Consider the following 19,629-nt stretch of genomic DNA (forward strand, 5'->3'; position numbering starts at 1 on the left):
ACCCCGTCCTTGCACCAAGGAGAATTTAGATGTCCACCACAACGCAAGCCGATACCACCACGAAAGCCGCCGACTTTTTGGAACCCCGTTCTCAGGACTGGAGCGAGTATCGACGCCGGGCCCTTGATGAGGGAGCCAAATACCTTGCCGAGGTGGACGGCATCCTTGACACTGTCCGCGCCGGCCGCCACCTTTCAGAACAGGATGGCCGCGTACCAGATGCAACCGTCGCCGCGATGATCAGCACGGGGCTCTTCCGCGCCTTCACACCTTTGCAGTACGGCGGCCTGGAAATGGACCCGGCCTCATTTTTTGAGGGAATCATGCGAATTGCGGAGGCTGACAGTGCTGCCGCCTGGATCGCCGGTCAGCTGAACGTCCACTCGTTCGAAATCGCCCTGATGGATAAAAAGATGCAGGAAGAATTCTGGGGCGAAAGCCCCGACACCCGCGCATCAAGCTCCTACGCCCCTGTGGGTAAGTACATCGCGGTCGAGAACGGCTACCGGCTCAACGGCACCTGGACGTTCTCCAGCGGTGTGGACCATGCGCAGTGGGTCATCCTCGGTGGCGGGGACCGCAACTTCGTCGTCCCGCTCCATGACGTTGCAATTGATCACGGAAGCTGGGATGTCCAGGGCCTGAAAGGCACCGGCAGCAAGTCCGTTACCCTGAAAGATGTCTTCGTCCCCGATTACCGGACGCACCTCCTGGTCGACACGTACAACGACGCCAACCCAGGCTGGGAAGTGAACAACCGCCCGCTCTACTGGGTCTCCTTCCTGGGGCTTTTTAATTCAACGCCGGCCAACACGGCCATCGGAACGGCGACCGGAGGCATCGAGACCTTTATCGAACAGTCACGGGTCCGGCTCACACGCCAGGGCACCGGCGCGCCGGCGGCGCAGAACCCGTTCCTGCATCTCAAGGTCGCCGAAGCCCGTACGCGGGTCCGCACGGTCAAGGACCGCCACCTGAACAACTGGCGTGAACTGTTCGACGTTGCCTGCCGAGGGCAGGAGGCCAGCGCGCTTGAGCGCATGCGTGTCCGGTTCGAGGCCGCCGATTCGATCGCAGCAAGTTTTGAGTCTTTCACCGAAATCTGGCCGATCGCAGGGGCTGCGGCATCTTCGAGCAGCAACCCGCTCCAACAGACCATGCGGGACCTCATGGCGGCACGGAACCACGGCTCGGCGGGCAAGGAACTCGCCGCCGGACAGTACGTCAAGGAACTCTTCGGCCTGCCGCCCGCACCGTTTTCCGACTTCGGCACGCTCAGCTACTACAAGTAAGGTCCCGGGCCACCGTGAGCCCGCTTCCGCACCCGTGAAAGGACCACCAAGATGAACCAAGCAACAGACCTCAAGCACTCCCCCGGGCCTGTCGAGGAGGGCAACCCTTCCGACGACTTCCGTGCCTTCCGGCGTTCCCTGGGCCAATTCGCAACCGGGGTCACCGTCATTGCCACCAGCGCCGGCGACGAAATGGTAGGCATGGCCGCCAATTCGTTCTCCACGGTCTCGCTGGATCCGCCGCTGGTGCTGTGGTCCATCAGGAAAGAGTCCAAGAGTGTCCCCGCCTTCCTCAACAACGGCCACTTCAGCATCAACGTCCTCGGCGAGGACCAAATGGACCTGTCCGCGTTGTTTGGCCGCCCACAACCGGACCAGTTCGGACAGGCGAAGTGGAGGGCCGGTAATCACGGCGACCCACTGTTCGAAGGTGCCATCGCACACTTTGAGTGTGTCCAGGAAGCGGTGGTCGACGGCGGGGACCACCATATCCTGATCGGCCGGGTGGAGCGTTACGCCCGGTTTGAAGGCGCCCCGCTGTTGTTCGCCCAAGGACAGTATGGCGTTCCCGTTGCGCACCCCGATGCGACCCCGGCACCAGACCCGCAGCCCGCCAACGACAGCCGGGAATCAGAAGAATCACTGTTCCTGTCGCTGTTGAAAGCCGCGGACAACCACATGTCCGCGCTGTTCCAGGAGCAGCGGCAGCAGGTAGGCGTCACGGTCGCCAGCGGCCGGATCCTCAACAGGCTCTCCGAAGGACCATGTGCCCCGGATGTGCTGGAACTGGAGACGTTCCTGGGCGAAAGCGCCGTCGACGACGCCCTGATGGAGCTGTCCGGCAAAGGCCAGGCCGAGAGGCTCGCGGATGGAAACTGGGCTCTCACCGATGAGGGCCGGGACGTACGGGCAGCGCTCCGCCGCAGCGCGGAACACTTCACCCATGAGCAGCTCCGTGGAATTCCGACGCAGGATCTCGCAACAGCAGAACGCGTCCTCGGCACGCTCCTGCGACGCGCAGGTGGTGGCCAATGAGCTCGGAGCCGGCGGTGACGCCCCCATCAGAGAGAGGATTCCAGATGGCTTCCATCATCGACCAACTGGTCTCACACGTACTGGACACCCCCTTCGAAGCGTTCAGCGACGACACCGTTCTAGCCGCCAAGAAGCGCCTCATTGATGCCTTGGGCTGCACCATCTCGGGAGCCGGCGCTTCAGGGAACGACGCCATGCTCAACATCTTCAGCGAATGGGGCGGCGCTTCCCAGGCAACGGTGCTGGGCTCCGGCACCAAACTGCCCCTTCCCCATGCAGCAATGGTGAATTCCCTGCAGACCCGTTCCTTCGACTTTGAAGTATGCGGCCCGGAGCCCGAAGGGATCAACAAAGGCAAAATGGTCGGCCACGTCGCCAGCACCACCGAGCCCCTGGCTCTGAACGTGGGCGAGTACGTCCACTCCACGGGCAAGGAAATGCTGGCGGCAGTGATCCTCGGAGGTGACGTCGCGGCACGCATCTCCGTCTCCAACACGTTCAACTTCGATGCAGACTTCGAGGTCTGCGGAACGTCCAACGCGTTCGGTGCCACCGCTGTGGCCGGCCGTCTCATGGGCCTGAACCACGAGCAACTCCGCAACGCTTTCGGGATTGCCATCAACCTCATGGCCGGTTCCTACCAGGGTATTTGGGATGGTGTGCATTCCTTCAAGCTTCCTGGTGCTGCTGCCGCCTACAACGGCATCCTCAGCTGCCAGTTGTCCTTGGGGGGATTTACCGGTGTCCGGGATGCGCTGGAAAGCCGGTTGGGCTACTTCAACCTTTACTGCGCGGATCCACACCCAGACGTCATGCTGGCCGACCTCGGATCCATCTTCTACGTCAAGGGGCAGCACAAGCTGCACCCCTCGTGCTACGGCAACCATAATCCGATCGAATGCGCCCTGCTGCTCCGCGAGGAGCATGGGTTCGCCGCGGATGACGTCGCGGAAGTCTTCCTCGACGTGCCTCCGAACCGCCTCGATCACTTCCTGAACCAGGTAGCCACTGCAGATGACATGCAGCCCAAATTCCTGTTCACCATCCCTTATGCCGTCGCCAACGCGTTGTATCGCGGCCGGCCGGAACTTGAGCACTACACCGAAGAGATGATCCACGACCCGGCGGTTCTTGACCTGACCGCACGTGTCAAGCTCAGGGGCGGCCTGCCCGTGGGTAAAAACCATGCCATCCGGATGACCGTCCACTTGAAAGATGGGCGCGCCGTAGAGACATACCGCGAAGACCCAGCTGGGTGGCTCGACACGCCGGCCCCCTATGACGCGATTGTCGACAAGTACTGGCGCAACGTCCGGTTCGCCGGACTTGTTAGCGAAGACAAGGCCAAGTACGGGCTCCACCTGATTGAAAACCTCGAGCAGGTTACGGACGTGACCGAACTCGCGGCCCAGCTGACACGCTGAGAATTCCACCACCAAAGCAAAGGAAAAGAACGATGACGGAAACCACCACTACTGCGGCCGCTCAAAAGACTGAGTTCAATCCCCGGCTGGCCCACCTCGGCATTTTCTGCAAGGACCTGGATGCCATGGTCGAGTTTTACTGCCGGGAATTCGGCATGATCATCAGCGACTCCGGCCTCGGAAAGTCCGGCAAGGCAGGCATCCGCCGCCGAGGCGCATTCCTCACAGGTGATCCATCCGAGCACCACCAGCTCGCGCTCATCGAGGGCCGCGACAAAGACACCCCGCCAACTACCGCCCAGATCTCCTTCCTGGTCCCCACGCTCAGCGAGCTGCGGGCTTTCTGGCGCCACGTTCAGAAAACGGGCATCCCCGTGCAGGTCGTTAAGAACCACGGCAACGCCTGGAGCATCTACATCGATGACCCGGACGGCAACATGATCGAGGTCTACACCCACTCTGACTACTACACCCAGCAGCCACTTGGTGAGCCGCTGAATCTGGAAGACAGCGAGGAAGAGATCCTCCGTCAGACTATGGAATTGGTAAAGCAGGATCCCGAAGCCCGCCCCCGTACGGAGTGGATGGCCGAGCAGGCCGAAAAGCTGAAGGCAGCACGGGTCGCCCTCGCGTCCTAAGAGTCCAAGTGCCGATGTCATCCCAGGAAGCGGGCCTGCTCCCTGGGATGACATCATTCACCCATTTGGCATTTCCGGTCCCACCGATCCACCCAAGCCCCCTGGAGAAGCACACATGGCCCGCATAGACTACTTCGATCCTGCAACTGCCTCCGCCGAAATTGTCAGGGCACTCGAGGGAAAAAAGAAGATCAACATTTTCCGCATGATTGCCAACTCCGAGGGCGCCGGCGCTGAAGTCCTGGCTCTGGGACAAAAGCTCAGTCATGGCTCCTCGCTTGATCATGTCGACCGCGAGATAGTAATCCTCCGCATCGGCCACCTTTCTGCCGCTGCCTACGAGATTAAGCAGCACACAGCCGTGGCCCGCCGTGTCGGACTTCCAGAAGACAAGATCAACGCCATCGGCGAGTACCCCAACACCAGCTTTGATTTCGACGGAGACGAGCGAGACCTCATTGCCTTCACGGACGCTGTCGTGAAGGACACGACACCTCCAGAAGAGATCTTCCGCCGAGTCGAAGAACGGTACAGCAGGAGCCAGCTCGTGGAGCTCGTGCTGCTCATCGGTTTCTACATGATGGTCAGCCGGGTGATGAACACCTTCGAGATCGATCTCGAGACTGGGCCGGCGGATGCCTTCAGAATCCGGCTGGAATAGCTGGCCGTGACCAAGACCGCCAGTTACGTCCAGTCAAGCCTCACCAGCTCATTTCATAGCAGCCGACAACTCCAAGCGCAGGGCAGATGACGTTCATTAGGTTCGATGACTGGCAGAGACTCCCTGGAGCCCAGGTCGAAGTTTGGCAGGGAGGCATACTTGAGGGGATCCGGGTTGTTGAGACGGCAACAGATGATTCGAAGATTGTTTGGGTCGCCGCAGATGCCAGCGGACCCCGCAAACTCCTGGAACGAAGTAGCGGATACGTCCTCAAGGTCTCCCCCGAACAGCTGCTGCTAAGAACAGAGCAACGGCTCCCTTCATGACGGGCCTCACTAGGTGTATTGCCTGCTATGGGCCGGTCACAGCGCCTTACTCGGGCTATAGGCAAAGCCAAGACAATGGTCTTAGTGCTAACAAGGCTATCTATTGGTGCGGAAGAAGCTGAGCGGGCGGGGCTGGTATCGCGGGTCGTACCAACCAGTGATGTGCTTAAAGAGGCGTTAAAGGTTGCGGAGGTGATTGCCTCCAAGTCCAAGCCTCTAACCATGATGGCCAAAGGAAGCCATGACCGCTGCTTTTGAAACTGGACTCGCACAGGGCGTCCTCTTTGAGCGCTGAATCTTCCACTCCCTCTTCGCCCCGAGGATCAGATAAGAAGGCAGGAGCGCCTTCATCGAGAAGCGCCAACGGAGTTCATGCATCATTAAGAGTGTTGGCTCTTTGGGCTGCCACTGGTTCCAACTCCCCGTTGGAATGAGCCTTGGGGTCCCACCTTTGTCGAGAAGTGGTTCCTGGCTACTGCTCGAAATAGGGCACACCCCAACCTGACGTCAAGCAGCAGGGCCAATAGCGTCAGATTAAGGCCCAATATCGACTTCGCAAACACGGTCCCAATAAGGTCATGAACCGTAACCGTACCTGACACCGAAATCTGCATTTCGGGGCGACTCTGTCAGCTCTTCGTTGCCAACCTCCCCACACAAGCGAGCAGACAAGAGTGTGGTCCGCCCGCGCCTTGAAATCGAACGGGTATCCATGTGGAATAAGGCCCCAGCCGAAGGACTACGCAATAAAGCAGACGTGAGTGTGCCCACTGTACACACCACCTTTAACCGGACAAACCTCCCCCGCCCAGCTCTCATGAAGTGCAAGAAGAGCATTCCCATGACGTCACCCAGCAGAGCCAGCGAAGGTCATGTCGTACGCGTCCGCCGGACCCATGAATTGATGTAAGCAAACTACCGGCCGACCCGACAGCACCGGAAAGAGGAACCCGGGATCCCATTACAGCAGGCGGAGGACCCACCAGCCAGGGACTTGACCCCGCCACCCCACACACCTGAACAGGCTCCGCGGCAGCCAGGCCACAGCCCGCACACCTAGCGTCAGAGGGACGCCACCACAAGCCATGTCAACGCGTTAAAGCAAAAATCCCTCTAACGTGGGAATATGCTGTGCCCGAGGTGGGACTCGAACTGCATTCGCGGCCTTGCAAACATTGAGAACTCCCGAAAACGTGCGGGATCCGAAGCAGTTCGACGGCCCTAAAGCCCGATCCAACGCTGAGAGTGTGGACAATGTCCACAGGCCCTATTTAGTTCAGTTCAGGGCACTTCGAACGGTAGTGGCCAGGTGTCCGGCAGTGTCCACATTTTCGGGGCTTCGCCGCCTGTGTTGCTGAATCTGCTTCCTGTCCTGCGGGAACATTGGTTTGCGTCACGGTCGCCTGTAGATCGTCGAAATAGCCGGGGGCGGCCAGAGCATCTGCTGCGCGCTTAAGCTCGGTGAGCTCGCCGGTTGTCAACACTTGGTCTGCGAACGCGGCTTCGCGCATCATCTCCAGGAACCGTTCATTGAGGCCGCGAACCTGTTCGGCCCCCATGCCACCTCTACCGGCGACTTTGGCCAGGGCTTTAGCCTCATCCCCGACAATTTTGCCGTCTTCCAGGGCAGTGGCAAGCGCTTCAAGATATTCGGCGGCCGAGGCGTCACTGACATCGCCTGCACTGATGGGGAGGCGCGACATCAAGGAGTGCATCCAACCGTCGGTGCCCTTTCGCAATGAAGCGGCACGTGTCATCGGGTTTACTGCACCCAAGCGGTAAGGATCAAAAAGGCCACGCGCTGGATCGTGTCCGAACCCAATGGTTGGCTCATACCGGTCGAGCATTAGTGGAAGCAAGGCCGCTGTAGCCCTGACGTCGCCAAGGGCAGCGTGAGCATCAACTAGGGGTATTCCTGCGTGCTGGGCGAGAGTGCCCAGCTTGTGATTCGGGGTATCGAAGGTTTGCTGCCCCAGCCATAGAGAACACAGGGCTGGCAGCGGCGGTGTTGCCATCCCGGCGCGAGCGAACTCGGCCGCGATGAATCGTTCTTCGAAAATTGCGTTATGCGCAACGATGACTGCGCCGTCCAGACGCGCTAAAACATCGGCTAGAACGTCGGAAAATAGCGGGGCGTTCCGCACAGCTTCGTTGCTGATTCCATGGATAATAACGGCGCCTGTATCGCGTCCTTCCGGGTTCAGAAGTGTCGCATATTCGTCTTCGATGCGCCCGTTCTTATCTACGCGCGCAATTGCCAATTCGATGACGCGATCGCCTTTGCCTGGTGAAAACCCTGTTGTTTCGACATCGATAACGGCAAAGGAACCGTCATGTATGTAGCTTTTTCCTGATGAGGGCCCGCCATAGCTGAAGAGCTCACCTACCCGGCCAGGCTCAGCAAAACGCATGGACGTACCCTGTGCAGGGGCCGGGTCTTGGACCGCGCGGGGCCGTGTATATGTCAGCGGCTTACGGACTTCAGCCTTCGGAGCTTTGGCCTGTGAGGAGGATAGAACTTGCGGCTTCTGGCGCTTCTTTCTGCGTGCTAGCCACCAGAAAACGACAGCTACAAACAACAGACCAAATAGAGCTTCCATGGGCATTCCTTCTTCGCGGCAAGAGCCCGATATTATCACCGGCGTTCCTGTGGAAATGTAACGAAGGCTTTGTTTGTCCAGTGTCCTAAAATCAGCGCTTCATTCCCCTATGGTCAACACCGCTGCCTACACCCGTTGGCCGAGATACGCAGGCGACTGGACGAAGGGCAGTGAATTCGCGAAAGTCATGCGGCTTGATTCGTTTACGCCGATGAACGGGCAGAAGTTCAATCGCTGTTTGTCATTCTGATATGACCCATGATCGCTGGGCGGGTCCTCCGAGCAACCAGGGCGCTACCGCGCCGACCCCGGAACCGAAAACTTCTTCATCAAAAGGATGAAGCATTGCCTGCGGATGAAGTTTTCGTCCCCGGCGCCGGTCCCCCAAGTTGCACTCCGGCCCCTCAACCCAGCGGATGGTCCCCTACCAGAACGACGCCCACAACCACCAACCGCAGAAACCCCAGCAACACAAAGGGTAAAGGGAAAACCGGGATCATGGAAAAGCTCACAATCACAACACCATCAGACGTACTCAGCTTCATCGGGCACACCCTGGGCTTCTGGCCACAGGAAAGCCTGGTCTGCATCACCCTGAACGAGAACAGCATCGGCGCGACCCTGCGCATCGACCTCCCCCGCCAACCCGGCCAGGAACTCCCCTACGCACGCACCGTCGCCCACTACCTCACCAGCGACACCAACGCCACATCCATCCTCTTCGCCGTCTACACCAGCGAAACAGCGCAGCACGGACAGGCCAGGCCGCAGGCCAGCACGATCGCGGCGCTCACCGGCGTCCTCGCCGAACAGGGCATCACCATCAGGGACGGACTCTTCGTCGGCGACGAAACCTTCTCCCCCTACGACGGCGAACCCGGCACCAGCCTAGCGCTGCCCGTCAACTCCACCCAGACCAGTGCCATCAACGCCGAGTTCATCTACCGCGGGAGCTTCGTTGAACCCACCGACCGGATCACCCTCCCAAGCACTAGCCAAGCAGAAGCGAAAGCGGCCGCCGTCGAGCGCCACATGGACACCATCGCATCCCAGCCAACGGACGACGCACTCAAGCAAGGTCGGAAACTTTGGGCAGGCATGCTCGACGCCGACACTTTCCCCAGCGACGATGACTGCCACGCCTTGGTCGCGAACCTGCAGTTCCCGGCGATCCGCGACCGGCTTATCGCAGACATCCCCGGAGTGGACGAACCGATGCAGCAGATCCTGTTCGCCAAAACCGAACAAGCCCCGAAGTGGTCACGCATCGAGTGGGCACAACAACTGCTCCTGCACGCCTACACCCGCACGAGCGCGGAACATGCAGCACCTGTCCTCACGACCATTGGCTACATCAACTGGTGGGAAGGCAGGGGCAGCAAAGCACACCAATTCCTCCAACTCGCCCTCGACACCGACCCCGCCTATCGCCTTGCCCGCCTCAGCGACCAAATGATCGGCTCCGGCCTCGTCGCCGGCTGGAACATGAACAAAGACACCGCCTTTAGAGCACTACCCTTCGACTAGCCCTTTAGGAAGGGCAGAAAATCATCGAGCCCTTCCTGGGGTGATCCTGCCACCTGCGCGTGGGCTGCTGACTAGCGATTCATCTACTCGGGAAGAGCCGCCGCAAAAGGTCCAACAGGCTGTAGGACCTTTTGCGGCGGAGAAGCATCAGTTTGGCGCGCTTCGAATGCGGGACCATCACTCAGTGCAGTAAGACAGTCTATGCGTTGTCTCGGAACGGACACTCCCGGCCCTTGTCGCCCCGCGAGCAGGTCCGTCGGAATGAAGAACAGCTTTACAGAACCTACATTATCGGCGTTTAAATAGCGGGAGTAGAAGTAGCTGCGAGAACTCCCGCCTGTCGACGTATTCCGCGTTTCCGCAGGTCAGAAGCGGCTTTTCCTTCGGCTCGGACTGTGTTGAAGCTACCGTAACGTTCCGCGACTGTCATCGACGCGCCCGCCGCCCCAGAATTGCGGCACCGCATCAATTGGATCGCGCCCTTCAATGCTGAATCTGTTTGCTCATGCGGATGAACGCAATGCAGACGAAAGCCGGGGGACGACTTCCACCACCGGGACAGGCTCCGCGGTCCTACCCTTCTCGTCGCGTCCAATTACTTCTGCGATGCGGCTGGCTATTTGCTTTGCTTCTGACGGCAAATTAAACTTGACGCTGCTGATCGGTGGGCGTGCGAGTGCCGCGATGGGTGTATTATCACCGCCTACCACGCCTAGATTCTGAGGAACCGGGATCTGCTGGGACGCCGCTGAACTAATGATGCCCAAAGCAGTCAAATCGTTCCAGGCAGCTACCCCCAGGGGTTTAACTGACTGCGCGAGCCACGCCTGGAGGATGTCGGAAATGCTTTCCAGGTTGCTGGGGACGATCGCGGACACCGCACTTTTGACGCCGCGCATTGTGGAGATCTCATGGAACGCTTCAATTCGTGACGTGATGAAGGCTTGTCCACGGCGCTCCTCCGTCGCCAGGTAGGCGAGGCGGGTATATCCCTGATCCAGCAGGTGGTCGACTTGGGCGGCCACTATCGTGTCCTGTCCGATCGCCGTGTTGTGCGGCATGCCAGGGTGGTCGAGCAGCCGTGAGGATACTTCTGGTACGCCAGCCGATTCCAGCGCTTGGACATCGTCAGCGGTCAGCGGGTCGAAGGTAACGACGCATGCACAGGAGATGCGGGAGAGTAGTTTGTACAGCGATCCTTGCCAGTGTTCACCTTCGTAGCGAAGGCAGACCAGCCCATACTCAGCAACGAGGCGGCCGACTTCCTCCAGCAGGAGCTCGAGTTGACCGGAAACTTCCCAGCCGGGAATGAGAAGGAGGACCACGTCGCCCCGTCCGCTGCGCAAAGCGCGGGCGGCCGGCGAGCCCACGTAGCCGAGCCTGCGCGCGGTGTCTAGCACGCGTTGACGTGTTGCCTCGCTGACCCGGACATCGCGGCGGCCGTTGAGGACGTAACTGACGGTCGCCCTGGACACGCTGGCCTCCCGGGCCACGTCACTCACGGTCAACGGCGTCGAACTCATAATTACCTCCAAAGTGCTTGACACGATTAATCGTAGGGCATAGCGTATTGAAATACGGTGCTTGACACGATTAATCAAGGAGGATTAGATGTTGAACCCCCATGCTCCCCGAACGAAAAGTGCGTTGGGCAGTTGGACTGCCGAGGCTGGGGCAGACAAGGATCCCCTGTCAGGTGGTGGTCTTTACTGGTCTAGCTTCGTACTTCGAGGTGCGGCCTTGAACACGGCCAGAAAACCGATTCCGAGTTTGCGGGTTTCCGATGAGCTGTACAGCTGCCGGAACCGCACTGAGCCCAGCCTGTCCCGTCTCTAAGAAAGCGACACTGACATGCCCGTCATCCCCGCGCTCCGGGCGCTCCTTAACAGCCTGCCTCCGCGCGCGCCCTTCGACCCTGCCGACTTCCCCTCCGTCCGGCAGGCTGACCTTGAGGGCTCCAACGCACTCGCCGCCCAAGTGGCCGCTGGACCGCTTGAAGTCGGCTCGGTACAGACCGCGATGGTGCCAGTCGACGGCGGCGAGATCGGCGTCCGTATTTACCAGCCTGCGACTGCCGGTCCGCACCCGATCCACCTCTACTACCACGGCGGTGGGTGGATCACCGGGACCATCGAGGAGGCTTTCGTGGACATCGCGTGTCGGGAACGGACGGCACTTGCCGGATATGTCACTGTCGCTGTCGAGTACCGCCTGGCACCTGAGTTCAAATACCCAATTCCGCTGGAGGACTCTTACGCTGCGATGCTATGGATCGTTGAGCGCGCTGCTGACTATGACGCCGACCCGGAACGCGTGACTGTCGGAGGTAGTTCAGCAGGTGGGAATCTTGCTGCCGCAGTCGCGCTGAAAGCCCGGGACGAGAACGGACCTCGGATTACCTTCCAGGTCTTGGAGGTTCCCGCACTTGACCTGACGCTGGCCAGCCCCAGCATCGAGCAGTACGGAGGCGGGGAATATCCGCTGTCTCGACCGGAGATCGACATGTGTTTGGCCGCATATTTGCCTTCCACTGAGGCCGCTACCGACCCGTACGCCTCGCCATTGCTGGCTCAGGACTTATCCGGGCTCCCTCCCGCGTACATCATCAGCTCAGAGCTGGATCCTTTGCAGATGGACGGCTCACGCTACGCTCAGCGGCTCCAGGACGCGGGGGTACAGGCAATTTTCTCTCTGGGCAAAGGGCACGTGCACGCGTCTTCCCAATTCACCAAGCTGCTCCCGGAAGCGGCGGCATGGCGGGACCACGTCATTGCCGAGTTGAAGGCCCATGCATCGAACCACAGCGGCGTGATCGGGTAACACCTAGCTGTACTCAGTCCACCCACACAGTGGGCGTCGAACACGTCCCAATCAAATACCGTCCCGCTAGCCATCCTGTCCGGGACGGGTAACCAACTCGGCCCCGGTCATCTTCCCGCAAGGTCACAAGAGGAGCAACAGTGCCCATCGATCCACTCTTGGAAAACATTCTTTCTGCCATCACGCTACCGTCACCGAAAATCACAGATGCAGCCGCTTTCCGGGACATGGAGCGCCAAACCCTTAGTACCCTTGCGGCTCAGCTCGCAGAACCCTACCCCGAGGTTCATAGCCGGGAACTCGTGGAGATCGCAGTTGAAGGCGGCACCATTGAGCTGCTCATTTACAAGCCCTTCTCCCCCGGGCCACATCCTGCCTATCTCTACTTCTTCGGGGGCGGGTTCCGGGGCGGTTCCATCCACTATGACTACATCGACGGCATGTGCAGGGAACGCTGTGTCGGGGCAGACGCAGTCGTTATCTCCGTCGGGTACCGGCTGGCACCCGAACACAAATTTCCCACAGCGGTCAACGATGCCTACGCCGCACTCCAGTGGGTCGCAGAGCACTCAAGTGAGCTCGGCACGCGTCCCGGGCAGCTTATCATCGGTGGCGCATCGGCCGGGGGAAACCTTGCCGCTGGAGTCGCTCTGCGGTCCCGTGACCAGAACGGACCGGCTATCGCTTTGCAAATCCTCGAAGTCCCTGCGCTGGATCTCACTTGGAAAACAAACCTCTCAGCTTACCGCAAAGGATACGTCCTCGAGGAGGCCGAAATCGTGGAAATCGGCAAGGACTATTTAGCCGATCCGGATGACGCACTGAACCCTTACGCCTCTCCGTTGCTGGCCTCGGATCTGTCGGGGTTGCCGCCTGTGGTGATACTTGCATCGGAGTACGACCTGGTCCGTGGCAGCGCGGACGCCTACGCCCGACGCCTCAGCCAGTCTGGCGTACATGTCACCTACCTTGTGGCAGAAGGCCAGATTCACGCCTCAGCACTGATGACAGCAGTCCTCGAAGCGGCACGAACGTGGCGCGACGACGTAATTAGAGCCATCAAAAGTGTCAGCGAACCGGTCGCGCAGAGCAGCACTGGCCATAGAACCTCCCACTAAAAGGAACCGCTGCAATGCCCTACATAAATGCCGCCAACGGCACGACCTTGTTTTATGACTCGTTCGGCCCCGAGAACGCGAAGCCTCTTGTCCTCATAGAGGGACTGACCGCGCAAATGATCAAGTGGCGGGAGGAGTTTTGCGAGTTGCTGGTCGACGCTGGCTTTCGGGTCATCCGGTTCGACAACCGGGACGTCGGCCTATCTCAAAAATTTGACGGCCACAGCTATACTCTGGCGGACATGGCAGAGGACACAGCCGGCCTGATCCAGGCGCTCGGCCTCGGTCCGTCCACTGTCGTCGGCCAGTCCATGGGCGGCATGATCGCCCAGGAGCTTGCAGTCCGGAACCCCGATCTGGTGTCCTCGCTGACCCTGATCTACACCGCAGCGTCCCAGAAGTGGTTCCTTCCCCAGGCGTTGAACCGGGAAATCCTTCAACATCACGCCACTCAGTCCCGAGACGAAGCCATTCGGGAATTTGTCGCAGGCGAATACCTGTGCCGCTCCGAGCGCTACCCACAGGATTTGCCCTGGCTTACCGAACTGGCCGCACGTTCATATGACCGCGACCCCGTCAGGGAAGGGAACGCACGACAGGCCGAGGCCGTCCTATCTGCACCGGACAGAAGCGAAGACATAACCGCTATCCGATCCCCCACCCTCATCCTTACCGGCAACGCTGACAAGCTCATTGATTACAAAGCCTCGATCGAACTCGCCAAACTCATCCCCGGGGCACGCCTTGAGTTGTTCTCCGGAATGGGCCACGAGGTTCCCCAAGCCCTCTGGCCCGAATTCGTCAGAGAAATATCGCTCAATGCCCGTCGATTCCCCACACCTGTCGCCAATCTGGCCACCGGCAACGCCCGCCGGCCTCGCGAGGCGACAGCCCTCTCACCCGCCTCACGCAAGGACCGCGCTGCCGATCAGGGAAAACCAGTTGGCAAGGGCATTGCTCTGCATACATCCCCGCCCCAGTATCACCCGGTAACCAATAACACGATGGAGTAGACATGAACCACAAACCTCTCAGCACTGCTGCCGTTTTCGCAGTCGGGATCTTGACTCTTTCAGGATGTGCTGGCTCCCCCGCCGCCGGTCCGAGTTCGACCGGTGAAACTGGAGAGATTAAAAGCATCTTTTTTGCCAACCCTCTGCCGTCCTACCCCGACTGGGCAACAGCCGACACATGCTTCCGCGATGCGACCGCAAAATACGGCATCGATGGTAAGACCTCCGGACCGACCGGACTCAGCGTGGACAACCAGTTCGTCCTGGACCGCATCACACAATCAATCGCCCAGCAGCCGGACGCCATCATTATGGTGCCTATTGTCCCCGCCCAATACGAGCCCCTAATGAAACAGGCCAAGTCCAAGGGCATCCGTGTCGTCACCCTGAATACCGGGGACTCGACGACAACCCAGGACTTCACGATCGGCACCGAGTACTCCAAGATGGGCGCGGCAGTAGCCCAGGCAATCGGCAAACGTGGAGGACAGCAGAACGTCGGCATCATCACCAACGCCCCTGGCGGCGTCGGAGACGTGATCATCAACGCCCTTAAGGAAAACCTGCCTGAAAACGTGAAGGCCGTAACGACGGCCTACGATAACGGTGACCCGAACAAAACCGCCGACACGGTCACAGCCATGCTCAAAGCGAACCCCGAAATCAACCTCGTGTACTCCTGGCAAGGTACAGCTGTCGGCGGCATCACCGCCTCCATCAAGGAACAGGGGCTTGTCGGTAAAACCGTCGGCGTAGTGAACGACCTCACCCCTCAGGTCCAGGACGGCATCAACGACGGCACCCTTTATGGCACCAGCAAGCAAGACTTCTGCGCCATGACAACCAAGACTGTCGAAAATCTGGTCAAACTCAGCAAGGGAGAGGAAGTCCCCGCCAACACCGATACCGGGACAACTTTCGTCACGAAGGAAAACCTGGCAGAGGCACTGGCAAGCGGGACGGCCACGAAATGACACAAACGCCCGCTCTTGAACTCCGAGGAATCACTAAACGCTTCGGACATGTCACAGCTCTGAACAGCGTAAACCTCACCGCATACGCCGGACAGGTCCTCGCCGTCGTAGGAGACAACGGCGCAGGGAAGTCAAGCCTGATCAAAACCATCAGCGGGGTTTACCGTCCCGACGAAGGAACAATCAGCGTTGACGGAAAGGAAAGGGCATTCCACGCGCCCTCTGATGCCAAAGACGCAGGGATCGCCACCGTATTCCAGGACCTTGCTCTGGTGGAGGTCCTCGATGTCGCCACCAACCTCTTCCTGGGTCAGGTACCCCGCCGGGGGCCCTTCGTGGACCGACGCAAGATGGAACGCGAATCCCGCGCATTCCTTGACGAGCTGAACGTAACCGTCGCGAACGTCCGCACACCCATCGGGATGCTCTCGGGCGGGCAACGGCAAATAGTCGCCATCGCCCGCGCCATGCGGACCGGCGGCCGGGTTGTTCTGCTCGACGAACCGACCGCCGCACTGGGTGTCCGGGAAACAGCACAAGCCGCCGACATGATCCGCCGGCTCCGCGACCGCGGAAACGCCGTGATCTGTGTCAGCCATGACATGTCTCTCGTCCTCGACCTCGCCGACCAGATCCAGGTCATGCGACTGGGACGGGTCGCAACGGTACGAGAACGTGCCCAAACCACCATGGACGAGGTCATCGGATTCATCACCGGTGCCATCACCGAAGAATCAGCGAAAGGAGTTGCCAGGTGAGCGCAGCAACGATTTCAACAAAGACCGTAAAACACCCAGAACGAAGCATCGACTGGGGCCGCTACACCCAACAAGTCGGCATCATTGCCGTACTTGTTGTGCTTGGGGCCGTTTTCCAGTTCACAAACCCCGACTTTCTGAGCAGCAGCAACCTCATCGAACTCCTCAGGTCTGCCACCCTCTACTTCATGGTCGCCTGCCCCATGACTCTCATTCTCGTAGCAGGAGCACTTGATTTCTCAGCAGGAGCTGTCTACGCAATTGGCGCCGTCATCAGCGGAACCATGATGGTCGCCGGCGTACCATGGGCAATAGCTCTCCTCGCCGGGGTCGGTGTTGGCATCGGTATCGGCCTAGTTACAGGAGCCTTAAGCGTCTATCTTAAGCTGCCGTCCCTGATTGCGTCACTGGCTGTCTTCTTCATCGTGAGCGGCGTATCAGTTGTAATGACAAACGGGCAGGACGTCTACGGCTTTCCAGAAGCGTTCACCAACATCGGCGGCGGCAACCTCTTCGGAGTCCCCAACCTGATCTACATCGCCATCATCGTCGGCTTCATTTTCCACGTACTGCTGGAAAAAACACCCTTCGGCTACAACGTGAGGGCTATGGGCGGAAACAGGACGGCAGCGGCTGCAAACGGCATCCACATTCAAAAACTCGATCTCATCCTTTTCGCCACACTTGGCGGAGTAACAGCTCTGGCCGGACTGCTCGCTGCCTCCCGGCTATTCACCGCATCACCCTCGGCCGGTGGAACGGCCCTGACATTCCAAGTCGTTACGGCCGTGATCATCGGAGGAACCAGCCTCTTCGGCGGTATCGGAACCATCACCGGCAGTGCCCTCGGCGCACTGCTCTTCGCAGCCATCAACAATGGTTTGGCACTCGCAAATGTGAACCCTCTATACCAGAACATTTTCATCGGTATCATCCTTGCCGCCGCAGTCACGATTGACCAGTACCGCCGCGCACGCCGTTTCAAAGCCGGACGTTCCTGACAGCAGCCTGAGATCCGTTCTCCGCCGCCGCAAAAGACAACTTGAGCCGGCGGGAAGGTCCTTACCTGCCCGCCGGCTCACAACACGACAAGAACAACGCCGATGACCACCACCGAGACACAACCGCCCAACCTCAGCCCGATCCAGAAACGCAACTCATTCCACGCCGGACGTACAGCTTTCACTCCCCCACCCAACCAAGCCGAGGAAAACCAGGGAAAAGACCCAAGGGGATGGTCGAAGTCACCGTCAAAGAAGGAGCACAAACTGGAAAGGTACTCGACGCAGCCATCCAACGCGTAGCCGATGCGGCCCAGCGGAACAACATAGGAATCCTGGTCACCGACCTCGGTCCGGAGCACTTCATCATCAGGGCACACCCCGTGGTCCCGGCTGGTTTCGTCAGGTCGCCGGCAACCATAAAGGCAACGTCCAACGAATAGCTCGCTCAAGCTTCTAGACCGGTACATCGGCCTATATATGTCCGCTCCAAATAGCGTCCCTGTTATCGCTAACTGATTGATGAGGATCCCGATGTATAGAATTCCCCGTACCCCGGCTTGGCCAGGCCGGTGCAGCCAGGTTGTTGCAGTCGCGGCCCTTTCTGCAACAGCCTTTCTCGCCCCGGCCATACCTGCTTCCGCGGATGCTCCGCCGCCGCTTTCGGGAACAGTGTCCGCTTCAGGCCCCCACATCATGGGAGAACGTTGGCTTACAGAACGAACCCTCCAGCTCACGGTAGCCACAGATGCCTTTGCAGCCCCGGCGCTGGTGGAAGTCATCTTTCCTGTCGGCTACAACGCTGATAGTACGAAAAAGTGGCCGGTAACGTACTACACTGCCGGGACCACACATGACGAAATGTCCTTCAGGACCATATACAACGGTGAGGCGTTGACTGCGTCGTATCCTTCAATCGTCGTTGCCCCCAGGGGTGACAGCGGCTATTGGAGCGATTGGTTCAACACGGGCACCGCAGGCCCGCCGGAGTATGAGACGTTCGTCATGAATCAGCTCATCCCTCTCATTGACGCTAACTTCCGCACGATCCCTGACCGTGCCCACCGGGCAATCATGGGCGAATCCATGGGTGGCTACGGAGCCCTCATGTTCACCGCACGCCACCCAGACAAATTTGCTGCCGCGGCAAGCCTCTCGGGTGCCGTTGACAGTAACTGGGCCCCCGGCGCGGGCGCGATTACGGCAAGCCCGACTCTGCAGGGTGCTGCACCGGACTCAATCTACGGACCCCGCGCGACCGAAGAAGTCAGGTGGCGAGGGCATAACCCAACCGACCTAGCCCGCAACCTGCGCGGTGTAGACCTGCAGCTGTTCACCGGCAACGGTGTGCCCGACCTCGTGCGGGAATCCGGACTAGCGGACTCCTCGGGTTGCGCTACCGAAGCGGGCGTCATACGTCCGGAAAGCGTCCGACTGCATCAGACCCTCCTCGCCCTCGACATCAGCCACGGATGGCAGGACGAATCCTGGGGGTGCCACAGTCCTGCCCAGTTCCAGTACCAGATAGCCCAAGCCATTGAACGCTTCCAAAACGTCTTCGCAAGGCGCACCACAGCACCAACGGTATTCGATCACACCTCCATCGAGCCGAGCTTCGATATCTACGGATGGAAGATCACCGCTGACCCGCAACGGCCGCTGGAATTCCTGACCCTGGAGGATGTCAGCGCCAATGGACTGACCATCACCGGCAGCGGCACCACAACAATCACCACGCCGCCCCTCTTTAGCGGAGCAAAGCCTGTCTTTGTGACAATCGATGGAAAGCCCACCCGCGTCCAGCCAGACAAAAACGGCGCTATCACCTTCAGCGTCCCCCAGGGGCCACCAAATCAACAGCAGCAATACACCCTAGGGGCCACAACGAAGCACAGCACTACAACCGTCACCTTCAACCGCTGACACGCGCCCATTCGCTACGCCCGAACAGCATCCTGCACGGCCCACTACAGCCTAATTCGACGGCCATCGACCAGACACCTTGAATTCGTCGTAGGACAAGCCCAAGGACTCAAGGTCGAGTCCAATGCGTGGAGGATTGCGTTTTGACGAGCTGACTGCAGGCAGCTCATCCTGTCCTGCAGGAAGCCCCGTGCACCCCTGTCGATCCCGTAAAAGAGAAGTTATGTCCCAAAATTCGCATTTGTCGGTAGTCAGCGATGCCTCCCCGATTATGGGCGGCAACCTTTTCCCGAACTGGCCGCTCCCTCTTTCCGTTGAAGTGATCACTGTGGAGGAGCCTGGGAGCAGGGACGAAAAGCTCAACAATGCGGTCGCCATGCTCATACCCGCCGCTTTGGAGCTCAAGCAGGGAATTATCGTCGTGCAACGCGATTACGGCAAATACACCGTCCGCGTCGATCAAGACGTTCCATGCGGCGTCACTCAAGAGTCCTCTTATGAAGTCCCGGGAAGGTGAAC

General features: G+C 59.6%; 17 protein-coding genes and 1 pseudogene. 15 read left to right on the top strand and 3 right to left on the bottom strand.

Features of this window, described 5'->3' with window-relative positions; translation table 11 throughout:
* Positions 1–29 precede the first annotated feature (29 nt).
* The 6 genes and pseudogenes from QFZ60_RS11075 to QFZ60_RS11100 all read left to right on the top strand — a co-directional run.
* Positions 30–1,292 (top strand): hypothetical protein, encoded by a 1,263-nt coding sequence (locus QFZ60_RS11075; RefSeq protein WP_307090523.1) that lies wholly within the window; start codon positions 30–32, stop codon positions 1,290–1,292.
* 51 nt (positions 1,293–1,343) lie between these two features.
* Complete coding sequence (locus tag QFZ60_RS11080; protein WP_307090524.1) at positions 1,344–2,327, top strand: flavin reductase family protein; 984 nt, start codon at positions 1,344–1,346, stop codon at positions 2,325–2,327.
* Between the two features lie 44 nt (positions 2,328–2,371).
* The gene (locus QFZ60_RS11085) at positions 2,372–3,751 is read left to right on the top strand and encodes an MmgE/PrpD family protein (RefSeq protein WP_307090526.1); all 1,380 of its coding nucleotides are present in this window, start codon (positions 2,372–2,374) and stop codon (positions 3,749–3,751) included.
* Positions 3,752–3,783: 32 nt separating this feature from the next.
* Positions 3,784–4,389 (top strand): VOC family protein, encoded by a 606-nt coding sequence (locus QFZ60_RS11090; RefSeq protein WP_307090527.1) that lies wholly within the window; start codon positions 3,784–3,786, stop codon positions 4,387–4,389.
* A 115-nt stretch (positions 4,390–4,504) separates the two neighbouring features.
* A complete protein-coding gene (locus QFZ60_RS11095) occupies positions 4,505–5,050 on the top strand; it encodes a carboxymuconolactone decarboxylase family protein (RefSeq protein ID WP_307090529.1) in 546 nt (181 codons plus the stop codon).
* Between the two features lie 332 nt (positions 5,051–5,382).
* A pseudogene (locus QFZ60_RS11100) lies at positions 5,383–5,707 on the top strand (enoyl-CoA hydratase-related protein); the annotation flags it as partial.
* A 940-nt stretch (positions 5,708–6,647) separates the two neighbouring features.
* Here QFZ60_RS11100 and QFZ60_RS11105 read toward each other — a convergent pair.
* Positions 6,648–7,976 carry a PolC-type DNA polymerase III gene (locus tag QFZ60_RS11105; RefSeq protein ID WP_307090531.1) on the bottom strand — a complete coding sequence of 443 codons (1,329 nt, stop codon included), beginning with the start codon at positions 7,974–7,976 and terminating at the stop codon, positions 6,648–6,650.
* A 498-nt stretch (positions 7,977–8,474) separates the two neighbouring features.
* On the opposite strand from QFZ60_RS11105, the gene QFZ60_RS11110 reads away from it, so the two are divergent.
* Entirely contained in the window at positions 8,475–9,503 is a 1,029-nt protein-coding gene (locus QFZ60_RS11110) for a DUF4192 domain-containing protein (RefSeq protein WP_307090533.1), read from the top strand.
* A gap of 503 nt (positions 9,504–10,006) precedes the next feature.
* Here the strand turns inward: QFZ60_RS11110 and QFZ60_RS11115 are convergent.
* Positions 10,007–11,026: a LacI family DNA-binding transcriptional regulator gene (locus QFZ60_RS11115; protein WP_056394368.1), complete on the bottom strand. Its 1,020-nt coding sequence runs from the start codon at positions 11,024–11,026 to the stop codon at positions 10,007–10,009.
* Between the two features lie 328 nt (positions 11,027–11,354).
* Between QFZ60_RS11115 and QFZ60_RS11120 the strand changes: the two genes are divergently transcribed.
* The 6 genes from QFZ60_RS11120 (at position 11,355) to QFZ60_RS11145 (ending at position 17,187) form a co-directional block, all read left to right on the top strand.
* Positions 11,355–12,323 carry an alpha/beta hydrolase gene (locus tag QFZ60_RS11120; protein WP_056394367.1) on the top strand — a complete coding sequence of 323 codons (969 nt, stop codon included), beginning with the start codon at positions 11,355–11,357 and terminating at the stop codon, positions 12,321–12,323.
* A 140-nt stretch (positions 12,324–12,463) separates the two neighbouring features.
* Positions 12,464–13,441, top strand: coding sequence for an alpha/beta hydrolase (locus QFZ60_RS11125; RefSeq protein WP_056394363.1), 978 nt, complete (start codon positions 12,464–12,466; stop codon positions 13,439–13,441).
* Positions 13,442–13,455: 14 nt separating this feature from the next.
* The gene (locus tag QFZ60_RS11130; protein WP_056394356.1) at positions 13,456–14,454 is read left to right on the top strand and encodes an alpha/beta fold hydrolase; all 999 of its coding nucleotides are present in this window, start codon (positions 13,456–13,458) and stop codon (positions 14,452–14,454) included.
* A gap of 2 nt (positions 14,455–14,456) precedes the next feature.
* Positions 14,457–15,428, top strand: a complete 972-nt coding sequence (locus tag QFZ60_RS11135) for a sugar ABC transporter substrate-binding protein (protein WP_056394352.1) — start codon at positions 14,457–14,459, stop codon at positions 15,426–15,428.
* Complete coding sequence (locus QFZ60_RS11140; protein ID WP_056394349.1) at positions 15,425–16,186, top strand: ATP-binding cassette domain-containing protein; 762 nt, start codon at positions 15,425–15,427, stop codon at positions 16,184–16,186. Before QFZ60_RS11135 ends, QFZ60_RS11140 begins: the two co-directional genes overlap by 4 nt.
* Positions 16,183–17,187, top strand: coding sequence for an ABC transporter permease (locus tag QFZ60_RS11145; RefSeq protein ID WP_056394345.1), 1,005 nt, complete (start codon positions 16,183–16,185; stop codon positions 17,185–17,187). Before QFZ60_RS11140 ends, QFZ60_RS11145 begins: the two co-directional genes overlap by 4 nt.
* A 77-nt stretch (positions 17,188–17,264) precedes the next feature.
* Here QFZ60_RS11145 and QFZ60_RS11150 read toward each other — a convergent pair whose 3' ends face one another.
* Complete coding sequence (locus QFZ60_RS11150) at positions 17,265–17,567, bottom strand: hypothetical protein (protein WP_307090544.1); 303 nt, start codon at positions 17,565–17,567, stop codon at positions 17,265–17,267.
* Between the two features lie 316 nt (positions 17,568–17,883).
* Here QFZ60_RS11150 and QFZ60_RS11155 point away from each other — a divergent pair, with 316 nt between their 5' ends.
* Together QFZ60_RS11155 and QFZ60_RS11160 are read left to right on the top strand one after the other, a co-directional pair.
* Positions 17,884–19,110 carry an alpha/beta hydrolase family protein gene (locus QFZ60_RS11155; RefSeq protein WP_056394339.1) on the top strand — a complete coding sequence of 409 codons (1,227 nt, stop codon included), beginning with the start codon at positions 17,884–17,886 and terminating at the stop codon, positions 19,108–19,110.
* Between the two features lie 223 nt (positions 19,111–19,333).
* A complete protein-coding gene (locus QFZ60_RS11160; protein WP_056394336.1) occupies positions 19,334–19,627 on the top strand; it encodes a hypothetical protein in 294 nt (97 codons plus the stop codon).
* The last annotated feature ends 2 nt before the right edge of the window (positions 19,628–19,629 follow it).

This window comes from Arthrobacter sp. B2I5, assembly GCF_030816735.1.
Classification (GTDB): Bacteria; Actinomycetota; Actinomycetes; order Actinomycetales; family Micrococcaceae; genus Arthrobacter.

Coding starts and splice junctions, on each gene's coding strand:
- QFZ60_RS11075 (WP_307090523.1), top strand. CDS start 30: ATGTCCACCACAACGCAAGCCGATACCACCACGAAAGCCGCCGACTTT.
- QFZ60_RS11080 (WP_307090524.1), top strand. CDS start 1,344: ATGAACCAAGCAACAGACCTCAAGCACTCCCCCGGGCCTGTCGAGGAG.
- QFZ60_RS11085 (WP_307090526.1), top strand. CDS start 2,372: ATGGCTTCCATCATCGACCAACTGGTCTCACACGTACTGGACACCCCC.
- QFZ60_RS11090 (WP_307090527.1), top strand. CDS start 3,784: ATGACGGAAACCACCACTACTGCGGCCGCTCAAAAGACTGAGTTCAAT.
- QFZ60_RS11095 (WP_307090529.1), top strand. CDS start 4,505: ATGGCCCGCATAGACTACTTCGATCCTGCAACTGCCTCCGCCGAAATT.
- QFZ60_RS11105 (WP_307090531.1), bottom strand. CDS start 7,976: ATGGAAGCTCTATTTGGTCTGTTGTTTGTAGCTGTCGTTTTCTGGTGG.
- QFZ60_RS11110 (WP_307090533.1), top strand. CDS start 8,475: ATGGAAAAGCTCACAATCACAACACCATCAGACGTACTCAGCTTCATC.
- QFZ60_RS11115 (WP_056394368.1), bottom strand. CDS start 11,026: ATGAGTTCGACGCCGTTGACCGTGAGTGACGTGGCCCGGGAGGCCAGC.
- QFZ60_RS11120 (WP_056394367.1), top strand. CDS start 11,355: ATGCCCGTCATCCCCGCGCTCCGGGCGCTCCTTAACAGCCTGCCTCCG.
- QFZ60_RS11130 (WP_056394356.1), top strand. CDS start 13,456: ATGCCCTACATAAATGCCGCCAACGGCACGACCTTGTTTTATGACTCG.
- QFZ60_RS11135 (WP_056394352.1), top strand. CDS start 14,457: ATGAACCACAAACCTCTCAGCACTGCTGCCGTTTTCGCAGTCGGGATC.
- QFZ60_RS11140 (WP_056394349.1), top strand. CDS start 15,425: ATGACACAAACGCCCGCTCTTGAACTCCGAGGAATCACTAAACGCTTC.
- QFZ60_RS11155 (WP_056394339.1), top strand. CDS start 17,884: ATGGGAGAACGTTGGCTTACAGAACGAACCCTCCAGCTCACGGTAGCC.
- QFZ60_RS11160 (WP_056394336.1), top strand. CDS start 19,334: ATGTCCCAAAATTCGCATTTGTCGGTAGTCAGCGATGCCTCCCCGATT.